Origin of the sequence: Gottfriedia sp. NPDC058432 (assembly GCF_042721555.1) — a bacterium.
In the GTDB taxonomy this organism is placed as follows: domain Bacteria; phylum Bacillota; class Bacilli; order Bacillales; family Bacillaceae_G; genus Gottfriedia.
Genome location: NZ_JBHXLC010000001.1, coordinates 35,262 through 57,528 on the forward strand (window position 1 = coordinate 35,262; position 22,267 = coordinate 57,528).

Below are 22,267 nucleotides of genomic sequence, written 5' to 3' on the forward strand. Positions count from 1 at the left end.
TGACTGAATTAAAGTTTGTAATGGAGGAACCTATGAAAGCGATTATATGTACAAAATATGGTCCACCAGAAGTTCTTCAAATAACAGAAGTTGAAAAACCAAAATTAAAAGATGAAGAAGTATTAATTAAAATACATGCATCAACTGTTACAGCAGGTGATGTAAAACTTCGAAGTTCCGATTTTCCATATATGTACTGGCTGCCTTCCCGCCTAATGTTTGGCCTTACCAAGCCGAAAAATAAAATAACAGGTTGTGAGCTTGCGGGAGAAATAGTAACAGTTGGCAAAAACGTAAGAAATTTTAAAACAGGTGATCAAGTTTTTGGGTATAGTGGATTTACTTTTGGGGCTAATGCTGAATATATCTCTTTACATGAAGATGGTGTTCTAGCTAAAAAACCAATAAATATGACATTTGAGCAAGCTGCAGCAGTACCTGTTGGGGCGATTACAGCATTACATTTTCTAAGGAAAAGTATTATTCAAAATGGACAAAAAGTACTTATTTATGGTGCTTCAGGAAGTGTTGGAACCTATGCAATTCAGCTAGCTAAATATTTTGGTACAGAAGTTACTGCATTATGTAGTACATCAAATTTAGAATTGGTGAGATCTTTAGGAGCAAATGAAGTTATAGATTATACAAATGAAGATTTTGCTAAGAGTAAGAAAACTTACGACATTATCTTTGATACGGTAGGGAAGAGCTCTTTTTCAAATTGTAAAAGATTGCTTAACAAAGATGGCGTCTATTTATTAAGTGCAGTATGGAAGCTTTCAGTTTATTTTCAAGCGATTTGGAGTAATTTATTTGATAACAAAAAGGCAATACTTGGTTTAGCAAATATGAACAATGAAGATTTAAACTATTTAAAAGCACTGATTGAAGCGGATAAGTTAAAAGCTGTTATTGATCGACAATACCCACTTGATCAAATTGTGGAAGCCCATCGTTATGTTGAAAAAGGGCATAAGAAGGGGAATGTCGTTATTAACATTCGAGGGATATGAGACTGTTGACAAACTCTAGCTTTCTTCGTTAAAATCGCCTGCTTGTACCATGTTCACTACAATTTTAGGTAACACTTGCGCTTCGAAAGACAAGTACAACTTTTTAACTTTATTTACACAAAGAAATCCCTCAAAATGACCTTTTGAGGGATTTCTTTTATAAGTTTTCATTTTGCTGTCTGATTTCTTCTCCAGCTAATATTATATTAGTCGTTTCAATTTTACGGTGCTCATCCACAGAATGCCCTGGATCGAGATTATTAAGATCTGCTTGTATTTTCATTTGCTCTTCATTTATGAGTGGTTTATCTTTTTTGCTCAATTATATTACCTCCAATATAAATAGTAGAAAGTCGATGAAACTCATCGTCGTTTTAGTCTTAACGAATTGACTAACTTCATTCAAATTTATAGAAGTAATGATTTACACGCTTAATTCATTTATTAATTTTTGAAAGGTTAGATAAGCAGGCTTAATAGTATAATCATCCTTCATAATTCCAAATTGATGAAATAGGTCGTCTTTGGAACTATCAGCATCCCTTAAACCAAAAAATTCATAATGAGTAATATTTAGTTCCTGACGCAATGAATAGACTGTTCGAATAATTTTCTCGAGTACGATTGATTGTTGTTCATATGACCTTTCAATTTGGATAAACGGATTTTTCCCGGTTGGCCATCCATTCTCTGTAATGTGAATTGGAAGAGTGGAAGGGAAACCATTACTATTCAATGTTTCTCTAAATTTTCGTAGTATATTTTCTACTGAAACAGCAACTTCCTCAATTTTTAATGGTTCCTCAAATACATCCACATAAAAATTATGACCTACATAATCAATTGAATGAATTAATTCGTCCCCACCAATTTTTATTAGATTTTCCCAAAAGTGTGGAATTGTCTCTTCTCCCTCAGGTACAGAGCCAAATCCAATTTTAATAGGTAAATTTCTTTTTTCAATTTCTTTTTTTGCAGTTAGAACACCTTGTACAAGCGCTTCTAATACATATGGTTTAGATCCATCCATAAACGATAAATTAGGCTCATTCGTGATTTGAATTGAATCAAGGAAGATGCCAAATTCTTTAATTACTTTACGAACAAAATTCAACCAATAATCCAGTGACAGGCTTGGATCCATGAGGCAGCCAATTGTTAAATCACCTAATAAACCTGCGTTTTTATATCGATTTAGAGCGTTAAATACTCTTTCTTCTGTTTCTGGTCCCATATAGACAGCATACATTCTTGGTAAAAGCTGATTAGTATTACCCTTTAGCTCTTTAAGAGCAGATGATATTTTTTCATAATTATCATCGGGACCTGTAGCTAATCCTATTGGAGTACCAGCTACGCTAAGTGGATAGATACCAAAAGTTAATCCAGTTGAATTCATCTGTATCACTCCTTCAGTTTAATAGTAAATAAATATTTACTTGTTAAATTGGTTTTATTTATATAAATATGATATTATCGAATAAATAATAAACTTTTATTTACTATATGTCAATTTTGAAATTTTTTCTAGAAAGGTTTTTATAAAATGAATTCAAATCATCAAATTGCAAAGAAGTTTATCCAACTACTTCCTCTAGTTTTTAATAAGTTTAACAAGCCGAGCTCAAAAAATTCTTTAAAGAATAAGCAGTCCGAGTTAACGCATTTACAAAGTCATATACTAGAAGAATTGTTTCAAACAGTAGATGGAATCTCAATTACAGAGCTAGCTCAAAATATAAGTATTTCAAAACAGCAAATGACTCCATTAATTATGAAATTAGAAGAAAAAGAATATGTATCTAAAATTCAGGATCTGAATGATAAACGAAGTGTAAAAATTATACTTACTGAAAAAGGAAAAAACGTTGTCACAAAACGATGGGAAGATTTTTATCATATTTTTTGTGAGCGGATTGGTCAACTTGACGAGGAGGACTTGCTTGATTTAGATTATTCAATGCACAAGATCATAAAAATACTTGGCAAATTAGAGTAGAGAGTATATCAAAGGGGAGGAATCTTGATGATGACTTCTCGTGTTTGTTAAATTATGGAAATACTTGAACATAACTTACTAATCATATATTATGTTTTATTATAACAACATACAAAACTTGTATAACCTCGTTGATATGGTATGAGGGTCTCTACCAGGAACCGTAAAATCCTGATTACGAAAAAGAATGTAATTTTATTTACATCCTTCTTCGTAATCAGGATTTTTTTTATTTTCAAATAATTTAAAAAGGATTAGGGAGGAAATAATAATGAAAACAGTCTATATAAATGCAACAATTTTTACAATGGATCAGGAGAATCAAATTTTTGATAATGGGATGATGATTGTACAAAATCAATTCATTACTTATGTCGGGAATCATTCTGAAGAATTAATGAAGGATGCGGATCAAGTAGTTAATCTTCAAGGGAAATGGGTAATGCCAGGACTTGTAAATACACATTCTCATATTCTTATGACGCTTTTACGTGGGATTGGAGATGATATGCTACTAAAGCCTTGGTTAGAAACTAAAATATGGCCAATCGAAAGACAATATACAACGGAAATTGCTTCGGTAAGTGCACAGCTTGGTATTTTAGAAATGGTTAAGTCGGGAACTACTACATTTTCAGATATGTTTAACCCTAATGGAATCGATCCAAATATTGTCATGGAGACAATTGGTGAAACTGGAATTAGAGGAGCATTTTCATATTCAATATTTAGCTTTGGAACAGAAGAAGAGCAAAGATTGAATCTTAAAGGTGCTGAGCAATTTTCAAAAGACTACAAAAGGTTTGCTGAGGGCCGTCTAACAACGATGGTTGCACCTCATAGTCCATACGCTTGTACACCAGAAGCTCTAATCGAAAGTGCACGTATTGCAAAAGAAAATGATCTGATGATGCACATTCATGTATCTGAAACAGATTTTGAAATTCAAGATATTGAAACTCGTTATTCGAACAGACCTGTAGAACATCTTCGCAAATTAGGTGTATTTAATCAGCCGACAGTAATGGCTCACGGTGTAGTTCTTAATGATGAAGAAAGAGCAATTCTAAAGGAATATGATGTAAGAGTTGCCCATAATCCAATTAGTAATTTGAAGTTAGGTTCTGGGGTTGCTGATGTGGTTAGTTTATTAGACGCCGGAATAAAAGTAGGTATAGCAACGGATAGCACAGCATCTAATAACAATCTTGACATGTTTGAAGAAGTGAGAATAGCTGCTCTTCTACAAAAAGGAATGTATAAAGATGCTACGAAATTCTCAGCACAAACTGCATTAACATTGGCTACTCGAGGTGGTGCAGAAGCTATAGGAATGGGGCATACTGGCTCACTTGAAGCCAATAAGAAGGCAGACTTTATTACAATTTATCCATATGATAAAGAGCATTTACAACCATTAAGTAATGCATATTCACACTTACTATACGCTGCACGTGGTAGCGATGTATGTGATGTATTCATTGATGGGAAAGCAATCGTAAAAGACCGTATTAGCTTAACAATTGATGAAGAAAAAGTAATCGCAGAAGTAAATCGATTACAGGGTAGATTTGCTTAATCTTACAAAGTAGAGCAGGAAAAGGATTTTCCTGCTCTTTCTATTTTAAAAATATCGTTCATTGATGATTTTTAAGTGATGTAACTCATGTCCTGCAATAATATAAGCAATAGCGCGAGGTGTCGTTGGGTGATTTAGAACATTACCTTCATTTTCTAATGTTTCATTAGATAAATTTTCAAGCATAGATAAAGTCGCTTGACGAACAGTTTGAAATTCATAAATAATTTTCTCTAGCTCAAGTCGGTTAAAATTAGCATGATCATTATAGGCATTCTCATCAAACGATGGTAATGGGGTATGCTCGCCTCTTGCAATTGCCAATAGACGATAGCACATTATTCTCTCAGTATCGACTAAATGTCCAAGAACTTCCTTAATACTCCATTTACCTTCCGCATAACGATATTCGGATTTTTCTTTAGAGATTGCTTTAAAAAAGCTTATTGATTCATCTAACTGCTTCCTCAAAATAGTTTGTAAGTCCCCTTCAGGAACTAGCTCAATATAACCTTTGAAGTGTGGATTATATTCGTTTGAATTTGGTTTAGACATCAATTAATCACCTCATAGTATTAGATTTAAGATCAACAAAACATAGTACATTAAGGAAATTATATAATATGGTAAAATTATGTAAATAGAAGTTTGAAAAATAAAAATATTAAGGATGATTGATATGAATATTCAGCTGAAGCAACGTTTTAAGCAATTTGCAAAAAATGAATGTGAAAATTCTAGTGGATTATATGAATATTTATCATTATCCGACAGAAGATTCCTTCCTCAATTACGTGAAGGTTTGATAACACCAGTAATAGGTGGGAGATGAACGTCGGTTAGGAGTGCGTATGTCTAAAAGCTTTTTTGTTGTCTGGTTCATAGCTCAATGCTATGCTCAGTCTTAAGTAAAAGAAAGGCTGATATTAAAGTGAAATTAGAAAGCAATAATCATGTCAAACGTACCTTTCCACAAATTAGAAAAAAGCTATGTGAAGAATTTTTTTGGCCAAGAAGTTTTTGCTTACTAATTACTGGTGGTTCTCCCATCAATGTAGTTAAGAGATAGATTGAAAATCAAGGAATGAAGTGAGGTGAAAACAATGCTAGTCAATAAAGCATATAAATTCCGTATCTATCCAACTAAAGAACAGGAAACTCTAATCGCCAAAACGATTGGATGTAGTCGTTTTGTATTCAATCACTTTTTAGGACAATGGAACGACACATACAAAGAAACTGGCAAAGGATTAACGTACAATTCTTGTTCTGCTGAATTAACAAAGTTGAAAAAAGAATTCGTATGGCTCAAAGAAGTTGACAGTATAGCTCTTCAATCCTCACTGAAAAACCTCGCAGATTCGTATTCAAGATTCTTCAAAATGCAGAATAAAGCACCACGCTTTAAGTCTAAAAAGAATCGCGTTCAATCCTATACAACAAAAGAGACGAATGGAAATATTGCCGTTGTCGAAAACAAAATAAAACTCCCTAAACTTGGTCTTGTTCGCTTTGCTAAAAGTCGCGAAGTACATGGTCGTGTTTTAAATGCGACCGTTAGATGTACTCCGAGTGGTAAATACTTTGTATCCATTCTTGCAGAAGTAGACGTACTACCACTGGTGAAAGCTGAATCATCGATTGGTATCGACTTAGGCATCACTGATTTTGCCATTTTTTCTGACGGAAGCAAAATTGACAACAATAAATTTACTGCCAAAATGGAAAAGAAACTAAAACGTGAACAGCGAAAACTTTCAAGACGTGCGTTACATGCTAAAAAGAATGGGATTAACCTTCTTGATGCAAAAAACTATCAGAAACAAAAACGAAAAGTCGCTAGATTACACGAAAGAGTAATGAATCAACGTGATGACTTCCTTAACAAGTTGAGTACAGAAATAATCAAAAACCACGATCTAATCTGTATCGAAAACCTGAATACGAATGGAATGTTACGTAATCACAAATTAGCCAAATCGATTTCTGATGTATCATGGTCTGCATTTGTATCTAAATTAGAATACAAAGCTAAATGGTATGGTAAAACAATCATGAAAGTAAGTAAATGGTTTCCATCCAGCCAAATATGTTCTGATTGTGGGCACCAAGATTGCAAGAAATCTCTTGCAATCAGGGAATGGACCTGTTCAAATTGCCATCAACATCACGATCGAGATCTAAATGCTAGTAAAAATATTCTAGCTGAAGGCTTACGAACATTGGCTTTGGTCTAAATAATCATAGAACCGTAGGAATCTACGGGGATAGCTTGGTAAATAAGAGAAACCTCAGCTGGCAAAGAAATAACACTAGCAAGTATGCTTTGTTCCCAAGAATCTCCCACTTCAAACAACCTGTAAAGGTGTTAAGTGGTGAGTAGTTCAACATTAAAAATTGCAGAAGACGAAGAGATACTTGATTTGTGTACTTTTGCGGAAGCTGGTCAGCCTATTCCTAATTTATTATTAGGTTCGATTCATTATTTATTAATGAATGGTAATCATCATCCGTTGAAGGATTACTATCCAAGTCTTGTAGAAAGGCCAAAAAAATTAGAAGATTCTTATCCATATTTTCAGGATTTTTGTAAAAAATTTAGAAACGAAATTATTCAGCTTATTCAAACGAAAATTGTTCAAACAAATGAAGTTAGACGTTGTGCATATCTTTATCCATGCTTTTCCTACATTTATCAAAAGGTTAATAAACCAATCTCATTAATAGAAATAGGAACTAGTGCTGGTCTTCAACTATTATGGGATCAATATAAGTATTCTTATAGCTCAAGCGAAACTATTTATGGAAATATAAAATCTAATGTCCTAATCGATTCAGAGGTAAAAGATAAAGGTTCTACTATTGACCCATTATTAGACAAAGTGCCTCCAGTTGCTGATCGATATGGAATAGATTTACACGTAAATGATTTATCAAATGAAGAAGACTATCTATGGTTAAAGGCTTTAATTTGGCCGGAGCATTTTGAACGAAGAGAATTATTTGAAAAAGCCGTTATAAGTATGAAGGAAAATGATATCCATTTAATAGAAGCAGATGGAATTAAACTACTTCCAGAAGTAGTTAAACAACTATCAAATGATTCCATTCTATGTATTTTTCATACACATGTCGCAAATCAAATACCAGTAGAGGGAAAACAAAGTTTATTAAAAACGATTGAAGGTATTGGTGAAAATAGGGATGTGTTTCATCTGTATAACAATATTTGGGATCGAATGCTACATCTTGACTATTATATTGATGGGGTAAAGCATGAAGAAATAATTGGTGAAACAGAAGGGCATGGGAAATGGTTTGAATGGAGGATTTAGTAAAATATTTATAATTAGGTATGAAGCGAGGGAATAAAAATGGAGATTAAAGGAATCAATCATTTGTTGTTTTCAGTATCTAATCTTGATCTAGCAATCGACTTCTATAGAAACATATTTGATGCAACTCTCTTAGTAAAAGGCAGAACAACAGCCTATTTTGACTTGAATGGAATATGGCTTGCATTAAATGAAGAGAAAGCTATTCCTAGAAATGAAATTCATCATTCATATACTCATATGGCTTTTACGATCGATGAAGACCACTTTGAAAAAATGTATGATAAATTAGTTCAACTTAAGGTGAATATCTTAAATGGACGTGAAAGAGATAAACGGGATAAAAATTCAATTTATTTTACTGATCCAGATGGACATAAATTCGAATTTCATACTGGTACCCTGCGAGATCGAATTGAATATTATAAGCAAACTAAACCACATATGGATTTTTATATTTAGTTGTTGGATAGAAAGTTTAGATAAACTTTCTACAAAAAATATCTTGAATTAAAGATATTTTTTGATACAATATAGTTAAGAGCTCGGTAAAATGAAATAGAAAGTATCGTATTAAACAGATGGATTAATAAGATATCTAGATGGGTTATTCTAAAATAAATATCTCGAATTAAAGATAAAAATTAAAGGAGCGATAAACTATGTTCGAAAAAATCAATAATAAACAATTAGGTCACGCTGATCACGGTTGGTTAAAAACAATTCATCATTTTTCATTTGCAAATTATTATGATCCAAGTAATATGAACTTTGGTGTATTAAGAGTATTAAATGATGATTTAATTAAAGCACATAGAGGATTTGGTACTCATCCACATAGTGATATGGAAATCATAACATATGTCATTAATGGAAATTTAACACACGCTGATAGTATGGGGAATAAACATGAGATAGGACGTGGTGATATACAGTACATGAGTGCAGGTACTGGTGTGTATCACAGTGAACATAATATGGGCAGGGATTTATTAAGATTAATTCAATTATGGATTATTCCTGACAAAGCAGGCCATACTCCAAATTACGGTGACTTAATATCAGATTGGGAAGAGAGAGAAGGAAAATGGTATCATATGGTATCTCCTATTGAAGGGAATGCCCCAATTAAAATTCACCAAGATGCTAATATTTACTCGCTTACATTAAATGAAAATGAAGAAATTACTTTTGAAATGAAAAAGGATCGACAAGCGTATTTAGTCTTATTAGAAGGAAATGCCATTGTGAATGGAGAACTATTGGAAGCTAGTGATGCTGCAAAAATAATTGAAGAAGATATTAAAATAAAATCAAAAGATTTTTCACATTATTTAGTAGTAGAAATGAAAAAATAATAGATGAAAGAATTTATCTATTGGAGGGGGAATAGGGAATGAAAACAAGTATTAAATGGGATGGTAAGTTAGCCTTTTCAGGAATTGCACCATCAGGCCATGAGATAAAAATGGATACTGCCGAGTCTTTAGGTGGAGACAATAGTGCACCTACACCAGTTGAACTTTTAATTAATGCAGTAGCAGGATGTACAGCGATTGATATCGTATTAATCCTTGAAAAAATGAGATTAAAACTAACTTCATTCGAAATTGAAGTAAATGGTGAACGAGCTGAGGAGCACCCTAAGCGATTTACTGATATTCACTTGCATTATATATTAGGTGGAGAGTTAGATACAGAAAAAGTTCGAAAAGCGATCAAATTATCAAAAGATAAATATTGTTCAGTAGCTCATTCTTTAAACGCTAACATTACAGCAAGTTTTACTTTAAATGGAACGAAGGATAATGAAGTACTGTAATTAAATGGAGCTGTCCCTAAAGTAAAAGAACTTTTGGGGCAGCTTTTTTAATTGTAATTAAAAAACCAGCAGTTTGCTGGTTTTAGTTTGTTTGTATATAAAGTATATTAAATTTGATTTTTCAGACTTACTCTTCATTATCTAATTGTTTTTTTACATAAGTAGGAAGCATAAAGCACCCAACATGAAGGTCTGTATTATAATATTTTGTTTCGATCCCTAACTTATTCCATTCATCTGCTTTAATGTCTTTAATTGGATCGTATTTTTTTGAAGCAAATCCGAATAACCAATGTCCAGATGGATATGTTGGCATATGGAATTGATAGACTTTTGAAATCGGAAATGTTTCTTTAATTTTGGAATGAGCTCGTTTCATTTCGTGGGCGTAACTAGCGTAATATGGACTTTCATGCTGGTTAATTAGTATACCTTCTTCGCTTAATACTCGTTTGCAATTGTTATAGAAAGCAACAGTAAAAAGCCCTTCACCAGGTCCAATTGGATCCGTTGAATCTACCAAAATCAGATCGTAATAACCTTCATCAGCTTCTTGTACGAATTTTAGACCATCTTCGAAATATAAGGTTAATCGACTATCTTGATCTAATTTTGAAGCCGTTAAAGGCAAGTATTGTTGGCATAGTCTAACAACCCGCTCATCAATTTCTACCATATCAACAACTTCCACACCTGGGTAACGTAGTACTTCACGAGCAGTACCACCGTCGCCTCCACCGATAATAAGTACTTTTTTTATGTTTGGATTAACGGCCATTGATACATGCGTAATCATATCATGGTAGATAAATTCATCTTTTTCAGTCACCATCATATATCCATCTAGGGTGAAGAATGTTCCAAATGTTTCACTTCTAAAGAAATCGATTTGTTGAAATTCGCTTTTTTCAGAATGAATATGTTCTTGAACTTTTATGGAGAACTTCGTATCTTCTTGGTGATTCTCTGTATACCATAAATCCATTAAATTTTCCTCCAAACTTCGATCGACGACCTTTATTATATAAGGGTCATCATCATCGTTGATTGTGATCGTTCCTTCTGATTTTAAATAAAGATAATGCTGAATCAATTCGGTTGAAATTAATTCACCAGGTATACAAAGAGGGATACCAGGAGGGTAAATCATGATTGATTCACCACTAATTAATCCACTAGCATCATGAATTGAAATAATACGTTTTGGATGATAGTACGCTTCTCTAGGAGTCATGACCATTTTAGGATTTTTTAATGCAACACTTATATCTGTCTCAAGTTTTGGAAGTTTTCCGTAATATCGATCACTAATATCTCTTAATGCATCAATCAATGTTTGAATGGTGTCTTCATTATCACCTAGTGAGATAATTGCTAAAATGACATTAGGTTCAGCAAGTTCGATTTGAATTTTATATTCTTCCGCAAGCATGTCATATACTTTAAAACCAGACATTCCTAAATCAGAAACTTTAACAACGAGTTTTAACTCATCGTAATCGAAAACTCCAACGCCATTTCGATATGAATCTCGCGTAATACATTTTAATCCTTTTATGGAGTTAATCTCTTCTTTAGCTTTTCTTGTTAAATTGAGTAATTTTTCAAAACGCTCTTGACCTTCTAAAACTAATTTCTTTCTTGCAACGTCGATTGAACACATAAGTAAATAGGAAGCAGATGTTGTTTGAAATAAATTAATTGTAGATCGAACCCTATTTTTAGTAATGATCCCATCATTATGTAGTAGAACTGATGCTTGTGTTAAAGCACCACCAGTTTTATGCAAACTAAGGGTAACAAGGTCAGCGCCAAGAAGGGCAGCGTTACTTGGTAAATCAGGGTGAAAAGAAAAGTGAGCACCATGCGCTTGGTCTACTAAAACAGGAATCCCCCTGGAATGACCAATGTCGATAATTTGTTTTAAATCTGAAGTTGCTCCAAAATAGGTTGGATTTATAATAAGGATGGCTTTAACATCCGAATTTAAATCCAGTGCATGTAGGACAGATTTTACTGAAACGCCATTTACAATTCCATACTCATAATCGATTTCGGGTTCAATAAATACTGGCTTAGCACCCGCTAAGATTAATGCATTTATCGCTGATTTATGTACATTCCTTGGCAGGAGAATTTTATCTCCATGTTCAAGTGCACTCATAATCATATATTGAACTCCAGAAGTCGAACCATTTACTAACATATAAGCGTTATCTGAATGAAAGGCATCTGCTAATAAAGTTTCGGCTTCTTGGATTACACCTGTTGGATGCGATAAGTTATCAACACGCTTTGAAGAATTGACATCCATTTTAAGAGCCATATCACTCCAAAGCTCTCTTAATTCCTCGAGTGAATTACCTCTTTTATGCCCGGGAACATCGAAGCTTGTAATATCTTCCTTAGCATATCGGACTAATTCAGTTAAAAGCGGTGTTTTACTGTGATCCATCATCCATCAATATCCTCCACATCAGGACCATTCCACAAATTTTTACCGTAAAAGATTTCATCCATCTCATACTTCACTTTTTCTTCTATTGCTGAAATTTCATCCGCATCTAATTTTTCTTTTGTGTAGCCAAAAAGATAATTATCTAAGTTAAATTGTTTCAACTTACATTTCGTATGAAAAATATTTTCTTGGAACACATTCACATCAATCATTTGATACATATCCTTTATTTTTTGAGGAATGTAATTTTGGATTGAGTTTATATCATGATCAATAAATAATTTATAACCACTAACATCACGAGTAAATCCTCGAACACGATAATCAATTGTCATAATATCGGCATCAAATTGGTGAATCAAATAGTTTAAGGCTTTTAAGGGAGAAATTTCTCCACAAGTAGATACATCAATATCTGCTCTGAACGTACTAATTCCATCATCCGGATGATATTCTGGGTAGGTATGAACAGTAATATGACTTTTATCTAAAGCTGCTACTACTAGCTCCGGTAATGGACCAGGCGATTCGGAAAAAGTTTCAGATGATGGGTTATCGACAGGACCTTCTGAAACGAGAATCGTAACACTTGCACCTTGAGGATCATAATCTTGCTTTGCAACATTTAAAATGTGAGCTCCAATTATATGCGTAACTTCAGTCAAAATTTTTGTTAAACGGTCAGCGTTATATTGTTCATCGATGTACTGAATATATGCTTCACGTTCTGCTTTCGTTTTTGTAAAGCAAATATCATACATATTAAAACTTAGTGATTTCGTTAAGTTATTAAAACCATAAAGTTGAAAATTATTTGACGATGAAATATTCATCTATTGTCCTCCTAATTTTACAAAGTGAAAAAGTACGTACCAAAAGTAAAAGCGACTGTACAATAGTCGCTAGTGTAACTACTCAATATATATTGTTTGTTTTTGAATTATTCATTATTCACATAAGTTGAGGTTTGAGGAGTTGCTGACCGATAAGTTTTTTGTTGTTTTATTTAAAATATTCAGAAAATGAAATCCAGAAAAATCTCAAGCTTTCTTAGATATGAGGATTGGTGATTGTGGTTTAAAGATTAGTTCAAATTCCAGTACTAATTTATTAAAGATACTATTCCAATCTTGCGTTAATGCATAATCTCTTGCTTTTTTTGACATATGCTTCAACATCTCGTTTCCATGTAAGCAATCCTCAATTGCTTGGCAAAAAGAAGATGTATTTTGGGGCTCACAAAGGACACCAGTTGAATAATCTCTAATTATATTTTTAACTCCACCTGCATTTGCACCAATCACTGGTGTTCCACATGCCATTGCTTCAAGTACTACATTTCCAAATGTTTCAGTATCAGAAGGAAACACCATTAAATCAGACACACCGTATATCTCAACTAAGTCCTTTTTTTGAAGATAGCCTGTATATATGATTTGATCAGTACCCGTTTTCTTGATCATTTCTTCTTTTTTTGGACCATCTCCAACGATTAACCAAGTTAAATTTTTGTTAAAACGTTGTTTAGTATAGTTTATTATTTTCGATAAAGTTTCTAAATCTTTTTCAGGTGCAATTCTTCCGACAAAACAAACCGTATATTTAGAAGTAATATTATATTTTTGTTTTATTTCACTATGATTTAAAGTTGGACGAAAGATTGAACAGTCAACACCATGGGTCCAAATAGAGAGATTGTTAAAACCTTTTGTCACTAAATGATTGAATGTATCCTTTGAAGGAACAAATATTTTTTGAGTAGGTTTATGAAACCAATCTAAATACTTCCATAAAATATTTTCTAAAAATGTTAAGTTATAGTACTGAAGATAATGATCAAAATTTGTGTGGTATGAAGCAACCAAAGGAATTTTCATTTTTTTAGCGATATGGAGACCACTTAATCCAATAGTAAATGGCGTTGCGATATGAATAATATCCGGATTAAATTCTTTGAGTGTCTTTTTCATTTTAGAAAGGTTTGGAAATGAAATTTTACATTCAGGATAAATTTTAAATGGTACAGATTTTAATCTTGTCACATCTTCCGTTGAAGATAAACCGTAGTCCTCAGGAGCAAACATATGGTATGAATGGCCATGGTCTTTTAAGTAATTTGTGAATCTATTTAAAGTTTTGGCAACACCATTCACTTGAGGAATAAAGGTGTCTGTAAAAATAGCTACTCTCATAACTTCTCCCCCTTACAAATGATAGATAAAAAATTGTGAAATAAATGTAGTAAATATGCCAAGTAAAATTCCGAAAAATACATCTGTTGGATAATGTAAGCCAAGATAAATTCGAGAGAAAGAAACACACAAAACTAAAGGAAGTAAAATAAATGCTGAAAATGGTAAATAAATCATAATAGGAAGTGCAACAGAAATAATTGCTGTTGTATGACCAGAAGGGAAGGAATGATCTTTTAAAGGGTCCTTTAGAACAAAAGTACCTTCTAGTTTAAGATAAGGTCTTTTACGTGGATAAAAACGTTTAAGAAAATGAACAGGAATATGGCTAAGAGCAAGGGTACAACAACATAAGATTGACGCTTCATGTAATTCACCATTGGAATAAATTAATAAAATTAATGCTGATGCAATTGTAAAAGTAGCTCCTCCAAGATGTGTAATATTACGAAAGAAAAAATTCAAGTAACGCTTCTGGAACAATGAATTAACGCGATAAAACAGTTGACATTCATATGTGTGAATCTTTTGAAGAATAGCGCTCATTTTTCATCCTCCATTATGCTGGTTTGTAACTTCATTATAAAAAGGGTTTATGGATTTAAATAGAAGCTTTTGTAAATGAATAATTTAGATATGTAAATTTTTATTAAACGGATCGGAGCGGGGGATGATTAGTGTATGCATTAAACGTGAAGTGCAAATAAATCCTTGAAGGTGCAAATAAAAAAGCTGAAACTACAAATAAAACTAGCAAATCTACAATTTAAAAAATCAAAACTACAAATTAAACCGGTAAAACTGCAATTAGGACCACAAATAAACTGGGCCAAAACAACAGTAATTACATGAAATTATTAAAAAAAAGACCGAAATTAATAAAATTATCAGTAAAACAAAAAGAGAAGGCTTAAATCCAGTCCTTCTCTTTTGCACTAATATGTAAATAAATCCTCAAATTACTTTGATAGATTTTCTTCTTCTACTTTTTTATAGAATTGGCCTTTTTCAACATACTCTCTACGAATTCGATCCATATCAACGATGTCTTCCTCTGTTAATTCTCGAACTACTTTAGCAGGTCTACCAAACGCTAATGTGTTAGGAGGTATTACTTTTCCGCCTGGAACTAAGCTACCTGCACCAATCATTGCACCTTCACCGATTACGGCACCGTCTAAAACGATTGAACCCATCCCAACTAATGCATTCTTTTTAACTGTACAGCTATGTAAAATAACACTATGTCCAATTGTTACGCCATCTTCTAAAATTAGAGGGCATTTTGGACTTTGGTGTAGTACAGATAAATCTTGAACATTTACATCATTTCCAATGATTGTATCATTAACGTCGCCGCGGATTACTGCACCAAAAAATACACTACTATTTGCTCCAATTGTGACAGAACCGGTAACAGTTGCAGTTGAAGCGATAAAAGCTGATGGTTCGATTTTGGGTTGCTTCCCTTTGTATGGTAATATCATACTATACCGTTGCCAAGCATATTAAAAATACGATGATTGTTTAGTTGAATTTGTCTAAACAACAAGGCAACGTAGTTCACCTCCATAATATTTACTTCAATATGAGTATAACTTATTTAAACAATATGTAATAAATGAAAAATAGGGAGGAGTGAAAAAATGTCACTACCTAAAAATCCAATACAATTAATGCCGAAAGTTTATAAAGGTGTTTTTCCTTTAGTGCATCAGGAATTAAACTATTGGCGAAATTTTGCTACGACAATTCCAGATCCAGAACTTAGAAAACAAGCATTAATGAGTATTGATACAAAAACATTCCATTGTGAAGGTGGTGCAATTTTAGCATTACTTTCTGAAAAGAATTTAAAACCAGTAATAGAGTTTATCGTTGCATATCAAACAATTAGTGATTACTTAGATAATTTATGTGATCGTAGTACTTCGCTTGATCCAGTTGATTTTGAAGCATTACATGAGTCAATGATTGATGCAGTAAAATGTCAAAAATCAGATCAAATGTATTATCGCTTCCGAGAAGAACAAGATGATGGTGGATATTTACGTGCACTAGTTTCAAAGTGTCATAGTAGTTTAAATCAATCGAAGCATTATGAGGGAATTAAAGAGTACTTAGTCCAACTTGCTGATTATTATTGTAAGTTACAAATACATAAGCATGTAAAAAAAGAAGAGAGAGTTCCTAGATTAACAAATTGGTTTGAAAAATATCAACCAGAACTTTCTGACTTAGAATGGTATGAATTCTCCGCGTGCGCAGGTTCAACTCTTGGGATTTTTTGTTTAGTTTCTTATTCATTTAACGAAGTGATTTCTGAAAAATTATTTGAACAAGTTTATAAGAGTTATTTCCCTTATGTACAAGGACTTCATATACTACTAGATTATGTAATTGATCAAAAGGAAGACGAAGAAGGCGGAGATTTAAATTTCTGCAGTTATTACCCTTCTAAAGATGTCATGTTAAATAGGATTGAGTATTTTTCAACTAAGAGTAATCAAGCCTTAAAAGATTTAAAAGACTATCGTTTTCATCGAATGATCTGTCAAGGATTGTTAGGTATTTACTTGGCCGATAAAAAAATGGCAGGGCCAGACGAGATGAAAAGGATTAGAAGAGGGATTGTTAAGAACGGTGGCTTGACATCATTCTTTTTCTACGGAAATGCAAAGTTATATTTTAAATTAAAAGAGTTAAAGGCGAGTAATAAAAGGGTGAAGGAATCAGTTTAAAAAAGAATAAGCAGGTAAACACAAAAAAGGATAGTAAATAAAACTATCCTTTTTTTTGTTTACACATTTTCATTTAAAACTTTACTTTTCTCTGTGAAAAATAACTTCATAAGTGGTGGAGTCACAATTGTTGTGATTAGTACCACTATAACAAGGATCGCAAACATTTCCTTACTTAAAAGATTATTTGCTAAACCAGTTGATGCCATAATTAGGGCAACTTCCCCGCGTGATACCATTGCTGAACCAATTCCGAGTGAATTTTTAGTTGGAAATCCCGCAAGTTTTGCTCCTAATGCCCCACCAATTAGTTTCGTTAAAATAGCGATAATACTTATTATAATAATAGTCGGAATCGAATGACTTAACCCCGTAAATTGAACTGATACACCTATTAAAGTGAAAAACACAGGTACAAATACAGAGTAAGCAATAGTTTCGACCTTTTCAAAAACCTCTTGTTTAAACTTAGTAACGGATATCGAAATACCTGCGAAATAAGCTCCGATTATTGCAGCAATTCCTGTTTGGTCTGCAAAGGCTGAGAATAAGAAGCATACTATTAAAGCAGCAGAGATAAGTGTTTCTGAAACGTTTAGTTTTATAAACTTTTTTAAGAACCAAGGTACAATCTTCCAACCGATTAATATGGAAAATGTAAAAAATATAAACTTTTTAAATAAAAGAATTGGTAAACTAACGGCACTGCCACTGAAACTCATAACAAATGCTAATGCTATGATGACAACAATATCATCAATTACGGCAGCACCTAAAATTGTTGCACCATCTTTTGTTTTAAGTTTACCGATCTCTTTTAATGTAGCCACAGAAATACTTACGCTAGTCGCAGAAAGAATCAGCCCTAAAAAAATAGCTTCAAATTGGCTTAAATTTATAGAGATACCATAAAGATAACCTGCGAATAATGGGAATAGTATTCCAAGTACACCTACATAAGAAGAAGCTTTCCCAGTTCGTTTAAATTCATTTACATCAGTTTCTAAACCTGCAATAAACATAAGTAAAATGACACCAATTTCGCTCATTTCATGTAATGTTTCTGTTTCAGTAATGATTCCAAGTACAGCTGGACCTAGTATGATTCCTATTAATAGCTTTCCTAAAACTGCAGGTTGACCAAGCTTTGTACTTAAATCCCCAAAAACTTTAGAGGCAATCAATATAATCGCAAGTTGCACGTAAAGCATAAATTCATCTCCTGTCTGAACGCATAAAAAAAGAACCTGCCACAATAGGGTAAGTAAAATAGTACATACTTATCCCTATCGTGACAGGCTCCTCCGAACAATGCATTAAATTTAATCTAAGTATAAACTAAAATTGAATTAGAAAACAAGCTTAAGTAATAGATTGCTAACAATTAAAATAGAAAATTAGTTTAATAGAATTAATAAAATAAGTGAAATAAAATAAGCAAAATGAAGGAGTATAAACGAAATGGCACTTTTAATTTTTCGAAAAAATAACATATGTTTTAGGACGAAAGAGTGTACATAAATTAAAATCATACTCCCGAAAAAACCATAGAAATACCCATAAATTACCCAAAGGGTCATCTGATTTACTTGTGAAGATTCAGTACGAAATCCTCTGTATAATGAAACAAGATAAAAAACTGACCAGTAATTGATGAACGCAATTAATCCAATCAATAATAATATCCAATTCGAATTCCGTAAAACGAATTGAAAAACATTACGAAATATTTTATTCATATTGTTTAGATTTGTAGTCAACTCTTCACGCCCCTAGAGTTGGTATAGATCAATCAACTACGAATTGGTTTGTATGAACAAATCAATTAAGTGGTTATATCTTTACATAATATTCAATTAATTTCATGAATACGCCGTAATTAGATTTTATTAATAATTTTTTGTAAATATTTATAGATCGATAAAGTTACTAGATAAATAAATTTTATGTTATATCTAAAAAGGATATGTTCTTAATAAAAAACTTGATAGTTTGTTTATAACACTTCTTTAGAAAACGAGTAATTTAAACAAAAAAAAGGCCCAATAAGTAAAATAACTTAAGGGGCGCTCGGGTTAATTTATTTTTTAGTTGGTTCAATTTGAGTAAATATATCTCGATGAACTCTTTTCATTTCTTCAAAAAATTGCTCACGTTTTATATTATTATTATCTAAAATTTCTTTAAATGAATTTGTTTTACCTTTTTGAGCGATGATATTTTCCAAAGGTTTATTTGAAAGTTTTGCTACAACTGCAATAAATATTAACTTCTTCATTTCCATTTTGTGTTGCTTAACAGCTTTATTTATATTAGCTTCAGGTTGATTTAAGTAATTTGAAATATACTTAACAACTTCTTTTTTGTGGTTTTCTAACATTTTATTTGCTTTGTGGTGGTGATGATGTCTATGATGCTCACCTTCTTCTGTTGTTGCATCGTGATCATGATGTGGATGGACATAATAATTTGCTGCCGCGATGTTTTCGGCATTTACTGTAATTGTACTAAGTGTAAAAAGACTAACTACTGCACCTGCAAAAATAGCTTTTTTCATTTTGATTACCTCTTTTCTTATTTTGATTTTTTTATCTTTACCAATTTCCAAAGAAAAATTTACCATTAATGAATTTTTAATGAATTTTTAAGGTGTTTATAATGGGTATGAAGATTTTATTTAATGTCCGTTTTCCCTATTGACCATTTTATTTTTCAGCAATCTGAAAAAAGAAAAAAACTGTCTTAAATTAGACAGTTTTTTCTTAAGCCCTTTTTTCAATTGCTAATATAAAAGGCGGATTATTTGCTTGGTTAATAAATCGATAAGTTAATACATGTGCCAAGTCTTGAGGGATGTTTTGAGCAAAGTTCATTAATGCATCTTTTTCAATTTCTCCGCCTTCATGACCATGATAAATCACAACTACGATTATCCCTTCAGGAGCCATCATTTCGAGTATTTGTTCTATTGCAGAAATGGTTGATTCGGGTACTGTTACAACTGACTTATCACTACCAGGTAAATAACCAAGATTAAAAATTGCACCTTTTAATTTCTCATGAAATGAAGCTGGAATTACTTGTTTTACTTCTGCATGACTTCTTTGCAAAAGTGTAACTTGAGTGCTTAAATTTTCATTATTTATTTTTTCAGACGTCTTTTGAATAGCTAATTCTTGGATATCGAATCCGTAAACATGACCAGTTTCACCAACCAATTTTGCTAAAAATACTGTATCATGACCATTACCTATTGTGGCATCAATCGTAATATCGCCTTCTTTAACAGTTGATTGGAGGAGCTTTCTAGCGTACGGTAAAATACGATCTAGAATCATGTTAGTTGTACTCGATTATTTGCGAATTTACCTTGCCAGCTATTTCTACGTTCAAACTCACGATCAATTGCATTCAATACTTCCCATTTTTTTAAGCTCCACATTGGTCCGATTAATAAGTCAGGTGGACCGTCTCCAGTAATACGATGTACGATTACATCACTTGGAATGATTTCAAGCTGATCAACGACTAAGTTAATATAAGCGTCAAAATCCATGAATTCAACTAGTCCTTTTTCATATTGCTTCATCATTGCCGTACCTTTTAATAGGTGAAGTAAGTGAATTTTAATTCCTTGGATATCAAGTTTAGCAACTTCCATCGCAGTTTCCATCATCATTTCTGGTGTTTCAAGAGGTAACCCGTTAATAATATGTGAACAAATACGGATGTTGTGCTTTCTTAATTTTTCTACGCCTTCTACGTAAGTTTTATAATCATGTGCACGGTTAATAATATTTGCAGTTTTTTCGTGAACAGTTTGTAATCCTAATTCAACCCATAAATAAGTTCGTTTATTTAAATCTGCAAGATATTCAACGACATCATCTGGTAAACAATCCGGTCTTGTTGCGATTGATAAACCTACTACGCCTTCTTGCTCTAATATTGGTTCGAACTTTTGTTTTAATACTTCTACTGGTGCGTGAGTATTTGTGTATGCTTGGAAATAGCCTAAGTACTTTCCGTTTTGCCATTTCTCATGCATTTTATCTTTTATTTTATGAAATTGAGTTACAACATCCTCAGCTCGATCACCTGCAAAGTCGCCCGAACCAGATGCGCTACAAAAAGTACAACCCCCAAACGCAACTGAACCATCTCTATTTGGACAATCAAATCCAGCGTCAATTGAAACTTTAAAAACTTTTTCGCCAAATTGTTGTCTTAAATGATAATTCCACGAATGGTATCTTTTATGATCTATTGTATATGGAAAAGGATTGTTTTTTGTCATTCCTCATCCCTCCCTTAATTTAAGTCAATATTATCGATTTTATCATGCTCTAAAAAGAAAACCAAATGGAAAAACCTTTCTTATTTGTAAAGAAATAATTGTACTCCGATTGAAAGGTTCGGAAATACTATTTTTGAGGTAACCTACATAGCGGATACTTCATTAAAGTCTCAAAGGAGGTATTTTCTTGGGAATAACAGATCGCAATTTCGGACAAGAACAAGTACAAAAAGCAAAAGAAGCATATGATTACGCAGTAGGACAATTAGAAATTGGAATGAGACAAGAGCATTATAATGATATTGAATATTCACAAGCACAAGCAGGTATTGAAGAAGCACTTATTGAGCTTGAAAAAGTTGCAAACCTTGCAAATGCAGAAAATAAAGATGAGTTCTATCGTTTACGTAGACAATTAACACAACTACAACATCAAATGATTATTACTCCGCACTAAAGGAGATTAGAATATGCAAGAATACGTACAAGAATATGCAATCCTCGGGAGGAATCCAAAAGTGGTAAAAAAGAAATCAAAAAGTAATAACCCTGAACAAACAACAAAAAATAAAACAAAAACAGAATTCTCTGGTGAACTTTCTGCAGTAGATCAAGTGAAAATAAATAACGCTAAAAAAGGTCAACCACAGAGATCAAAGCAGGGATAATGAAATAGAAAAGCAATCTTAAAAGAAGGCATCAGCGCCTTCTTTTTTCTTTGTTTTTTGGTAATTTTAGGGTTTATATGATGCTTTCCTAATACTTTCTAGGTTTATTGTCCTTCCTATCTCTCCGCACTCAATGCTTGCCTCTTGAAAGTAGGTCGATTCT

The 22,267-nt window shown here is 32.6% G+C and carries 24 protein-coding genes, 1 pseudogene and 1 riboswitch; of the genes and pseudogenes, 13 read left to right on the forward strand and 12 right to left on the reverse strand.

The window, feature by feature from the left end; translation table 11 throughout:
- The first annotated feature begins 32 nt into the window (after nucleotides 1–32).
- Nucleotides 33–1,013, forward strand: coding sequence for an NAD(P)-dependent alcohol dehydrogenase (locus ACFWM3_RS00270; RefSeq protein ID WP_390309576.1), 981 nt, complete (start codon nucleotides 33–35; stop codon nucleotides 1,011–1,013).
- Nucleotides 1,014–1,170: 157 nt separating this feature from the next.
- Here the strand turns inward: ACFWM3_RS00270 and ACFWM3_RS00275 are convergent, their stop codons facing one another.
- Both ACFWM3_RS00275 and ACFWM3_RS00280 read right to left on the reverse strand, forming a co-directional pair.
- Entirely contained in the window at nucleotides 1,171–1,335 is a 165-nt protein-coding gene (locus ACFWM3_RS00275) for a hypothetical protein (protein ID WP_156339698.1), read from the reverse strand.
- 102 nt (nucleotides 1,336–1,437) lie between these two features.
- Nucleotides 1,438–2,412 (reverse strand): hypothetical protein, encoded by a 975-nt coding sequence (locus tag ACFWM3_RS00280; RefSeq protein ID WP_390309578.1) that lies wholly within the window; start codon nucleotides 2,410–2,412, stop codon nucleotides 1,438–1,440.
- Between the two features lie 147 nt (nucleotides 2,413–2,559).
- Here ACFWM3_RS00280 and ACFWM3_RS00285 point away from each other — a divergent pair, with 147 nt between their 5' ends.
- Nucleotides 2,560–3,012 (forward strand): MarR family winged helix-turn-helix transcriptional regulator, encoded by a 453-nt coding sequence (locus ACFWM3_RS00285; protein ID WP_390309579.1) that lies wholly within the window; start codon nucleotides 2,560–2,562, stop codon nucleotides 3,010–3,012.
- 98 nt (nucleotides 3,013–3,110) lie between these two features.
- Nucleotides 3,111–3,210: riboswitch (purine riboswitch) on the forward strand.
- A gap of 55 nt (nucleotides 3,211–3,265) precedes the next feature.
- On the forward strand, nucleotides 3,266–4,591 hold the full coding sequence (locus ACFWM3_RS00290) for an amidohydrolase family protein (protein ID WP_390309963.1): 1,326 nt from the start codon (nucleotides 3,266–3,268) through the stop codon (nucleotides 4,589–4,591).
- A 45-nt stretch (nucleotides 4,592–4,636) separates the two neighbouring features.
- Here ACFWM3_RS00290 and ACFWM3_RS00295 read toward each other — a convergent pair whose 3' ends face one another.
- On the reverse strand, nucleotides 4,637–5,146 hold the full coding sequence (locus tag ACFWM3_RS00295; RefSeq protein WP_390309581.1) for a DinB family protein: 510 nt from the start codon (nucleotides 5,144–5,146) through the stop codon (nucleotides 4,637–4,639).
- A gap of 124 nt (nucleotides 5,147–5,270) precedes the next feature.
- Here ACFWM3_RS00295 and ACFWM3_RS00300 point away from each other — a divergent pair, with 124 nt between their 5' ends.
- From ACFWM3_RS00300 to ACFWM3_RS00330, 7 genes and pseudogenes are all read left to right on the forward strand, one after another.
- Nucleotides 5,271–5,423, forward strand: coding sequence for a hypothetical protein (locus ACFWM3_RS00300; RefSeq protein ID WP_390309583.1), 153 nt, complete (start codon nucleotides 5,271–5,273; stop codon nucleotides 5,421–5,423).
- Between the two features lie 57 nt (nucleotides 5,424–5,480).
- Entirely contained in the window at nucleotides 5,481–5,660 is a 180-nt protein-coding gene (locus ACFWM3_RS00305; RefSeq protein WP_390309584.1) for a transposase, read from the forward strand.
- A 34-nt stretch (nucleotides 5,661–5,694) separates the two neighbouring features.
- A complete protein-coding gene (tnpB, locus tag ACFWM3_RS00310; RefSeq protein WP_390309585.1) occupies nucleotides 5,695–6,828 on the forward strand; it encodes an IS200/IS605 family element RNA-guided endonuclease TnpB in 1,134 nt (377 codons plus the stop codon).
- A 150-nt stretch (nucleotides 6,829–6,978) separates the two neighbouring features.
- A pseudogene (locus ACFWM3_RS00315) lies at nucleotides 6,979–7,926 on the forward strand (DUF2332 domain-containing protein); the annotation flags it as partial.
- Between the two features lie 39 nt (nucleotides 7,927–7,965).
- The gene (gene fosB / locus ACFWM3_RS00320) at nucleotides 7,966–8,388 is read left to right on the forward strand and encodes a metallothiol transferase FosB (RefSeq protein WP_390309586.1); all 423 of its coding nucleotides are present in this window, start codon (nucleotides 7,966–7,968) and stop codon (nucleotides 8,386–8,388) included.
- Nucleotides 8,389–8,588: 200 nt separating this feature from the next.
- Nucleotides 8,589–9,284, forward strand: a complete 696-nt coding sequence (locus ACFWM3_RS00325) for a pirin family protein (protein WP_390309587.1) — start codon at nucleotides 8,589–8,591, stop codon at nucleotides 9,282–9,284.
- A 38-nt stretch (nucleotides 9,285–9,322) separates the two neighbouring features.
- Nucleotides 9,323–9,748: an OsmC family protein gene (locus tag ACFWM3_RS00330; RefSeq protein WP_056473303.1), complete on the forward strand. Its 426-nt coding sequence runs from the start codon at nucleotides 9,323–9,325 to the stop codon at nucleotides 9,746–9,748.
- A 127-nt stretch (nucleotides 9,749–9,875) separates the two neighbouring features.
- Here the strand turns inward: ACFWM3_RS00330 and speE are convergent, their stop codons facing one another.
- The 5 genes from speE to ACFWM3_RS00355 all read right to left on the reverse strand — a co-directional run bounded on the left by speE (nucleotide 9,876) and on the right by ACFWM3_RS00355 (nucleotide 15,885).
- The gene (speE, locus tag ACFWM3_RS00335) at nucleotides 9,876–12,206 is read right to left on the reverse strand and encodes a polyamine aminopropyltransferase (protein ID WP_216600081.1); all 2,331 of its coding nucleotides are present in this window, start codon (nucleotides 12,204–12,206) and stop codon (nucleotides 9,876–9,878) included.
- On the reverse strand, nucleotides 12,203–13,039 hold the full coding sequence (speD, locus tag ACFWM3_RS00340) for an adenosylmethionine decarboxylase (protein WP_056473304.1): 837 nt from the start codon (nucleotides 13,037–13,039) through the stop codon (nucleotides 12,203–12,205). The genes speE and speD overlap by 4 nt, the downstream gene beginning before the upstream one ends.
- A 207-nt stretch (nucleotides 13,040–13,246) precedes the next feature.
- On the reverse strand, nucleotides 13,247–14,398 hold the full coding sequence (locus ACFWM3_RS00345) for a glycosyltransferase family 4 protein (protein WP_056473305.1): 1,152 nt from the start codon (nucleotides 14,396–14,398) through the stop codon (nucleotides 13,247–13,249).
- A gap of 12 nt (nucleotides 14,399–14,410) precedes the next feature.
- Nucleotides 14,411–14,944: a phosphatase PAP2 family protein gene (locus ACFWM3_RS00350; RefSeq protein WP_390309590.1), complete on the reverse strand. Its 534-nt coding sequence runs from the start codon at nucleotides 14,942–14,944 to the stop codon at nucleotides 14,411–14,413.
- Nucleotides 14,945–15,357: 413 nt separating this feature from the next.
- Nucleotides 15,358–15,885: a gamma carbonic anhydrase gene (locus tag ACFWM3_RS00355; protein ID WP_056473308.1), complete on the reverse strand. Its 528-nt coding sequence runs from the start codon at nucleotides 15,883–15,885 to the stop codon at nucleotides 15,358–15,360.
- Between the two features lie 159 nt (nucleotides 15,886–16,044).
- Here ACFWM3_RS00355 and ACFWM3_RS00360 point away from each other — a divergent pair, with 159 nt between their 5' ends.
- Nucleotides 16,045–17,139, forward strand: coding sequence for a tetraprenyl-beta-curcumene synthase family protein (locus ACFWM3_RS00360; RefSeq protein ID WP_390309592.1), 1,095 nt, complete (start codon nucleotides 16,045–16,047; stop codon nucleotides 17,137–17,139).
- Nucleotides 17,140–17,198: 59 nt separating this feature from the next.
- Here ACFWM3_RS00360 and ACFWM3_RS00365 read toward each other — a convergent pair whose 3' ends face one another.
- From ACFWM3_RS00365 to mnmL, 4 genes are all read right to left on the reverse strand, one after another.
- Entirely contained in the window at nucleotides 17,199–18,350 is a 1,152-nt protein-coding gene (locus ACFWM3_RS00365) for a cation:proton antiporter (RefSeq protein WP_390309593.1), read from the reverse strand.
- An 869-nt stretch (nucleotides 18,351–19,219) separates the two neighbouring features.
- The gene (locus ACFWM3_RS00370; RefSeq protein ID WP_390309595.1) at nucleotides 19,220–19,696 is read right to left on the reverse strand and encodes a hypothetical protein; all 477 of its coding nucleotides are present in this window, start codon (nucleotides 19,694–19,696) and stop codon (nucleotides 19,220–19,222) included.
- 205 nt (nucleotides 19,697–19,901) lie between these two features.
- A complete protein-coding gene (gene mnmM, locus ACFWM3_RS00375) occupies nucleotides 19,902–20,477 on the reverse strand; it encodes a tRNA 5-(aminomethyl)-2-thiouridylate-methyltransferase MnmM (RefSeq protein WP_056473317.1) in 576 nt (191 codons plus the stop codon).
- On the reverse strand, nucleotides 20,474–21,436 hold the full coding sequence (mnmL, locus tag ACFWM3_RS00380; protein WP_390309597.1) for a tRNA modification radical SAM protein MnmL/YtqA: 963 nt from the start codon (nucleotides 21,434–21,436) through the stop codon (nucleotides 20,474–20,476). The genes mnmM and mnmL overlap by 4 nt, the downstream gene beginning before the upstream one ends.
- 187 nt (nucleotides 21,437–21,623) lie before the next feature.
- On the opposite strand from mnmL, the gene ACFWM3_RS00385 reads away from it, so the two are divergent.
- Both ACFWM3_RS00385 and ACFWM3_RS00390 read left to right on the forward strand, forming a co-directional pair.
- A complete protein-coding gene (locus ACFWM3_RS00385) occupies nucleotides 21,624–21,893 on the forward strand; it encodes a DUF2524 family protein (RefSeq protein ID WP_056473319.1) in 270 nt (89 codons plus the stop codon).
- Nucleotides 21,894–21,954: 61 nt separating this feature from the next.
- The gene (locus ACFWM3_RS00390) at nucleotides 21,955–22,104 is read left to right on the forward strand and encodes a glycogen biosynthesis protein GlgD (protein ID WP_390309965.1); all 150 of its coding nucleotides are present in this window, start codon (nucleotides 21,955–21,957) and stop codon (nucleotides 22,102–22,104) included.
- Nucleotides 22,105–22,267: the final 163 nt, after the last annotated feature.

Coding starts and splice junctions, on each gene's coding strand:
- ACFWM3_RS00305 (WP_390309584.1), top strand. CDS start 5,481: ATGCTATGCTCAGTCTTAAGTAAAAGAAAGGCTGATATTAAAGTGAAA.
- ACFWM3_RS00365 (WP_390309593.1), bottom strand. CDS start 18,350: ATGCTTTACGTGCAACTTGCGATTATATTGATTGCCTCTAAAGTTTTT.
- ACFWM3_RS00345 (WP_056473305.1), bottom strand. CDS start 14,398: ATGAGAGTAGCTATTTTTACAGACACCTTTATTCCTCAAGTGAATGGT.
- ACFWM3_RS00360 (WP_390309592.1), top strand. CDS start 16,045: ATGTCACTACCTAAAAATCCAATACAATTAATGCCGAAAGTTTATAAA.
- ACFWM3_RS00355 (WP_056473308.1), bottom strand. CDS start 15,885: ATGATATTACCATACAAAGGGAAGCAACCCAAAATCGAACCATCAGCT.
- mnmL (WP_390309597.1), bottom strand. CDS start 21,436: ATGACAAAAAACAATCCTTTTCCATATACAATAGATCATAAAAGATAC.
- ACFWM3_RS00270 (WP_390309576.1), top strand. CDS start 33: ATGAAAGCGATTATATGTACAAAATATGGTCCACCAGAAGTTCTTCAA.
- ACFWM3_RS00280 (WP_390309578.1), bottom strand. CDS start 2,412: ATGAATTCAACTGGATTAACTTTTGGTATCTATCCACTTAGCGTAGCT.
- ACFWM3_RS00300 (WP_390309583.1), top strand. CDS start 5,271: ATGAATATTCAGCTGAAGCAACGTTTTAAGCAATTTGCAAAAAATGAA.
- ACFWM3_RS00285 (WP_390309579.1), top strand. CDS start 2,560: ATGAATTCAAATCATCAAATTGCAAAGAAGTTTATCCAACTACTTCCT.
- fosB (WP_390309586.1), top strand. CDS start 7,966: ATGGAGATTAAAGGAATCAATCATTTGTTGTTTTCAGTATCTAATCTT.
- ACFWM3_RS00325 (WP_390309587.1), top strand. CDS start 8,589: ATGTTCGAAAAAATCAATAATAAACAATTAGGTCACGCTGATCACGGT.
- ACFWM3_RS00370 (WP_390309595.1), bottom strand. CDS start 19,696: ATGAAAAAAGCTATTTTTGCAGGTGCAGTAGTTAGTCTTTTTACACTT.
- speD (WP_056473304.1), bottom strand. CDS start 13,039: ATGAATATTTCATCGTCAAATAATTTTCAACTTTATGGTTTTAATAAC.
- speE (WP_216600081.1), bottom strand. CDS start 12,206: ATGATGGATCACAGTAAAACACCGCTTTTAACTGAATTAGTCCGATAT.
- ACFWM3_RS00330 (WP_056473303.1), top strand. CDS start 9,323: ATGAAAACAAGTATTAAATGGGATGGTAAGTTAGCCTTTTCAGGAATT.
- mnmM (WP_056473317.1), bottom strand. CDS start 20,477: ATGATTCTAGATCGTATTTTACCGTACGCTAGAAAGCTCCTCCAATCA.
- tnpB (WP_390309585.1), top strand. CDS start 5,695: ATGCTAGTCAATAAAGCATATAAATTCCGTATCTATCCAACTAAAGAA.
- ACFWM3_RS00295 (WP_390309581.1), bottom strand. CDS start 5,146: ATGTCTAAACCAAATTCAAACGAATATAATCCACACTTCAAAGGTTAT.
- ACFWM3_RS00350 (WP_390309590.1), bottom strand. CDS start 14,944: ATGAGCGCTATTCTTCAAAAGATTCACACATATGAATGTCAACTGTTT.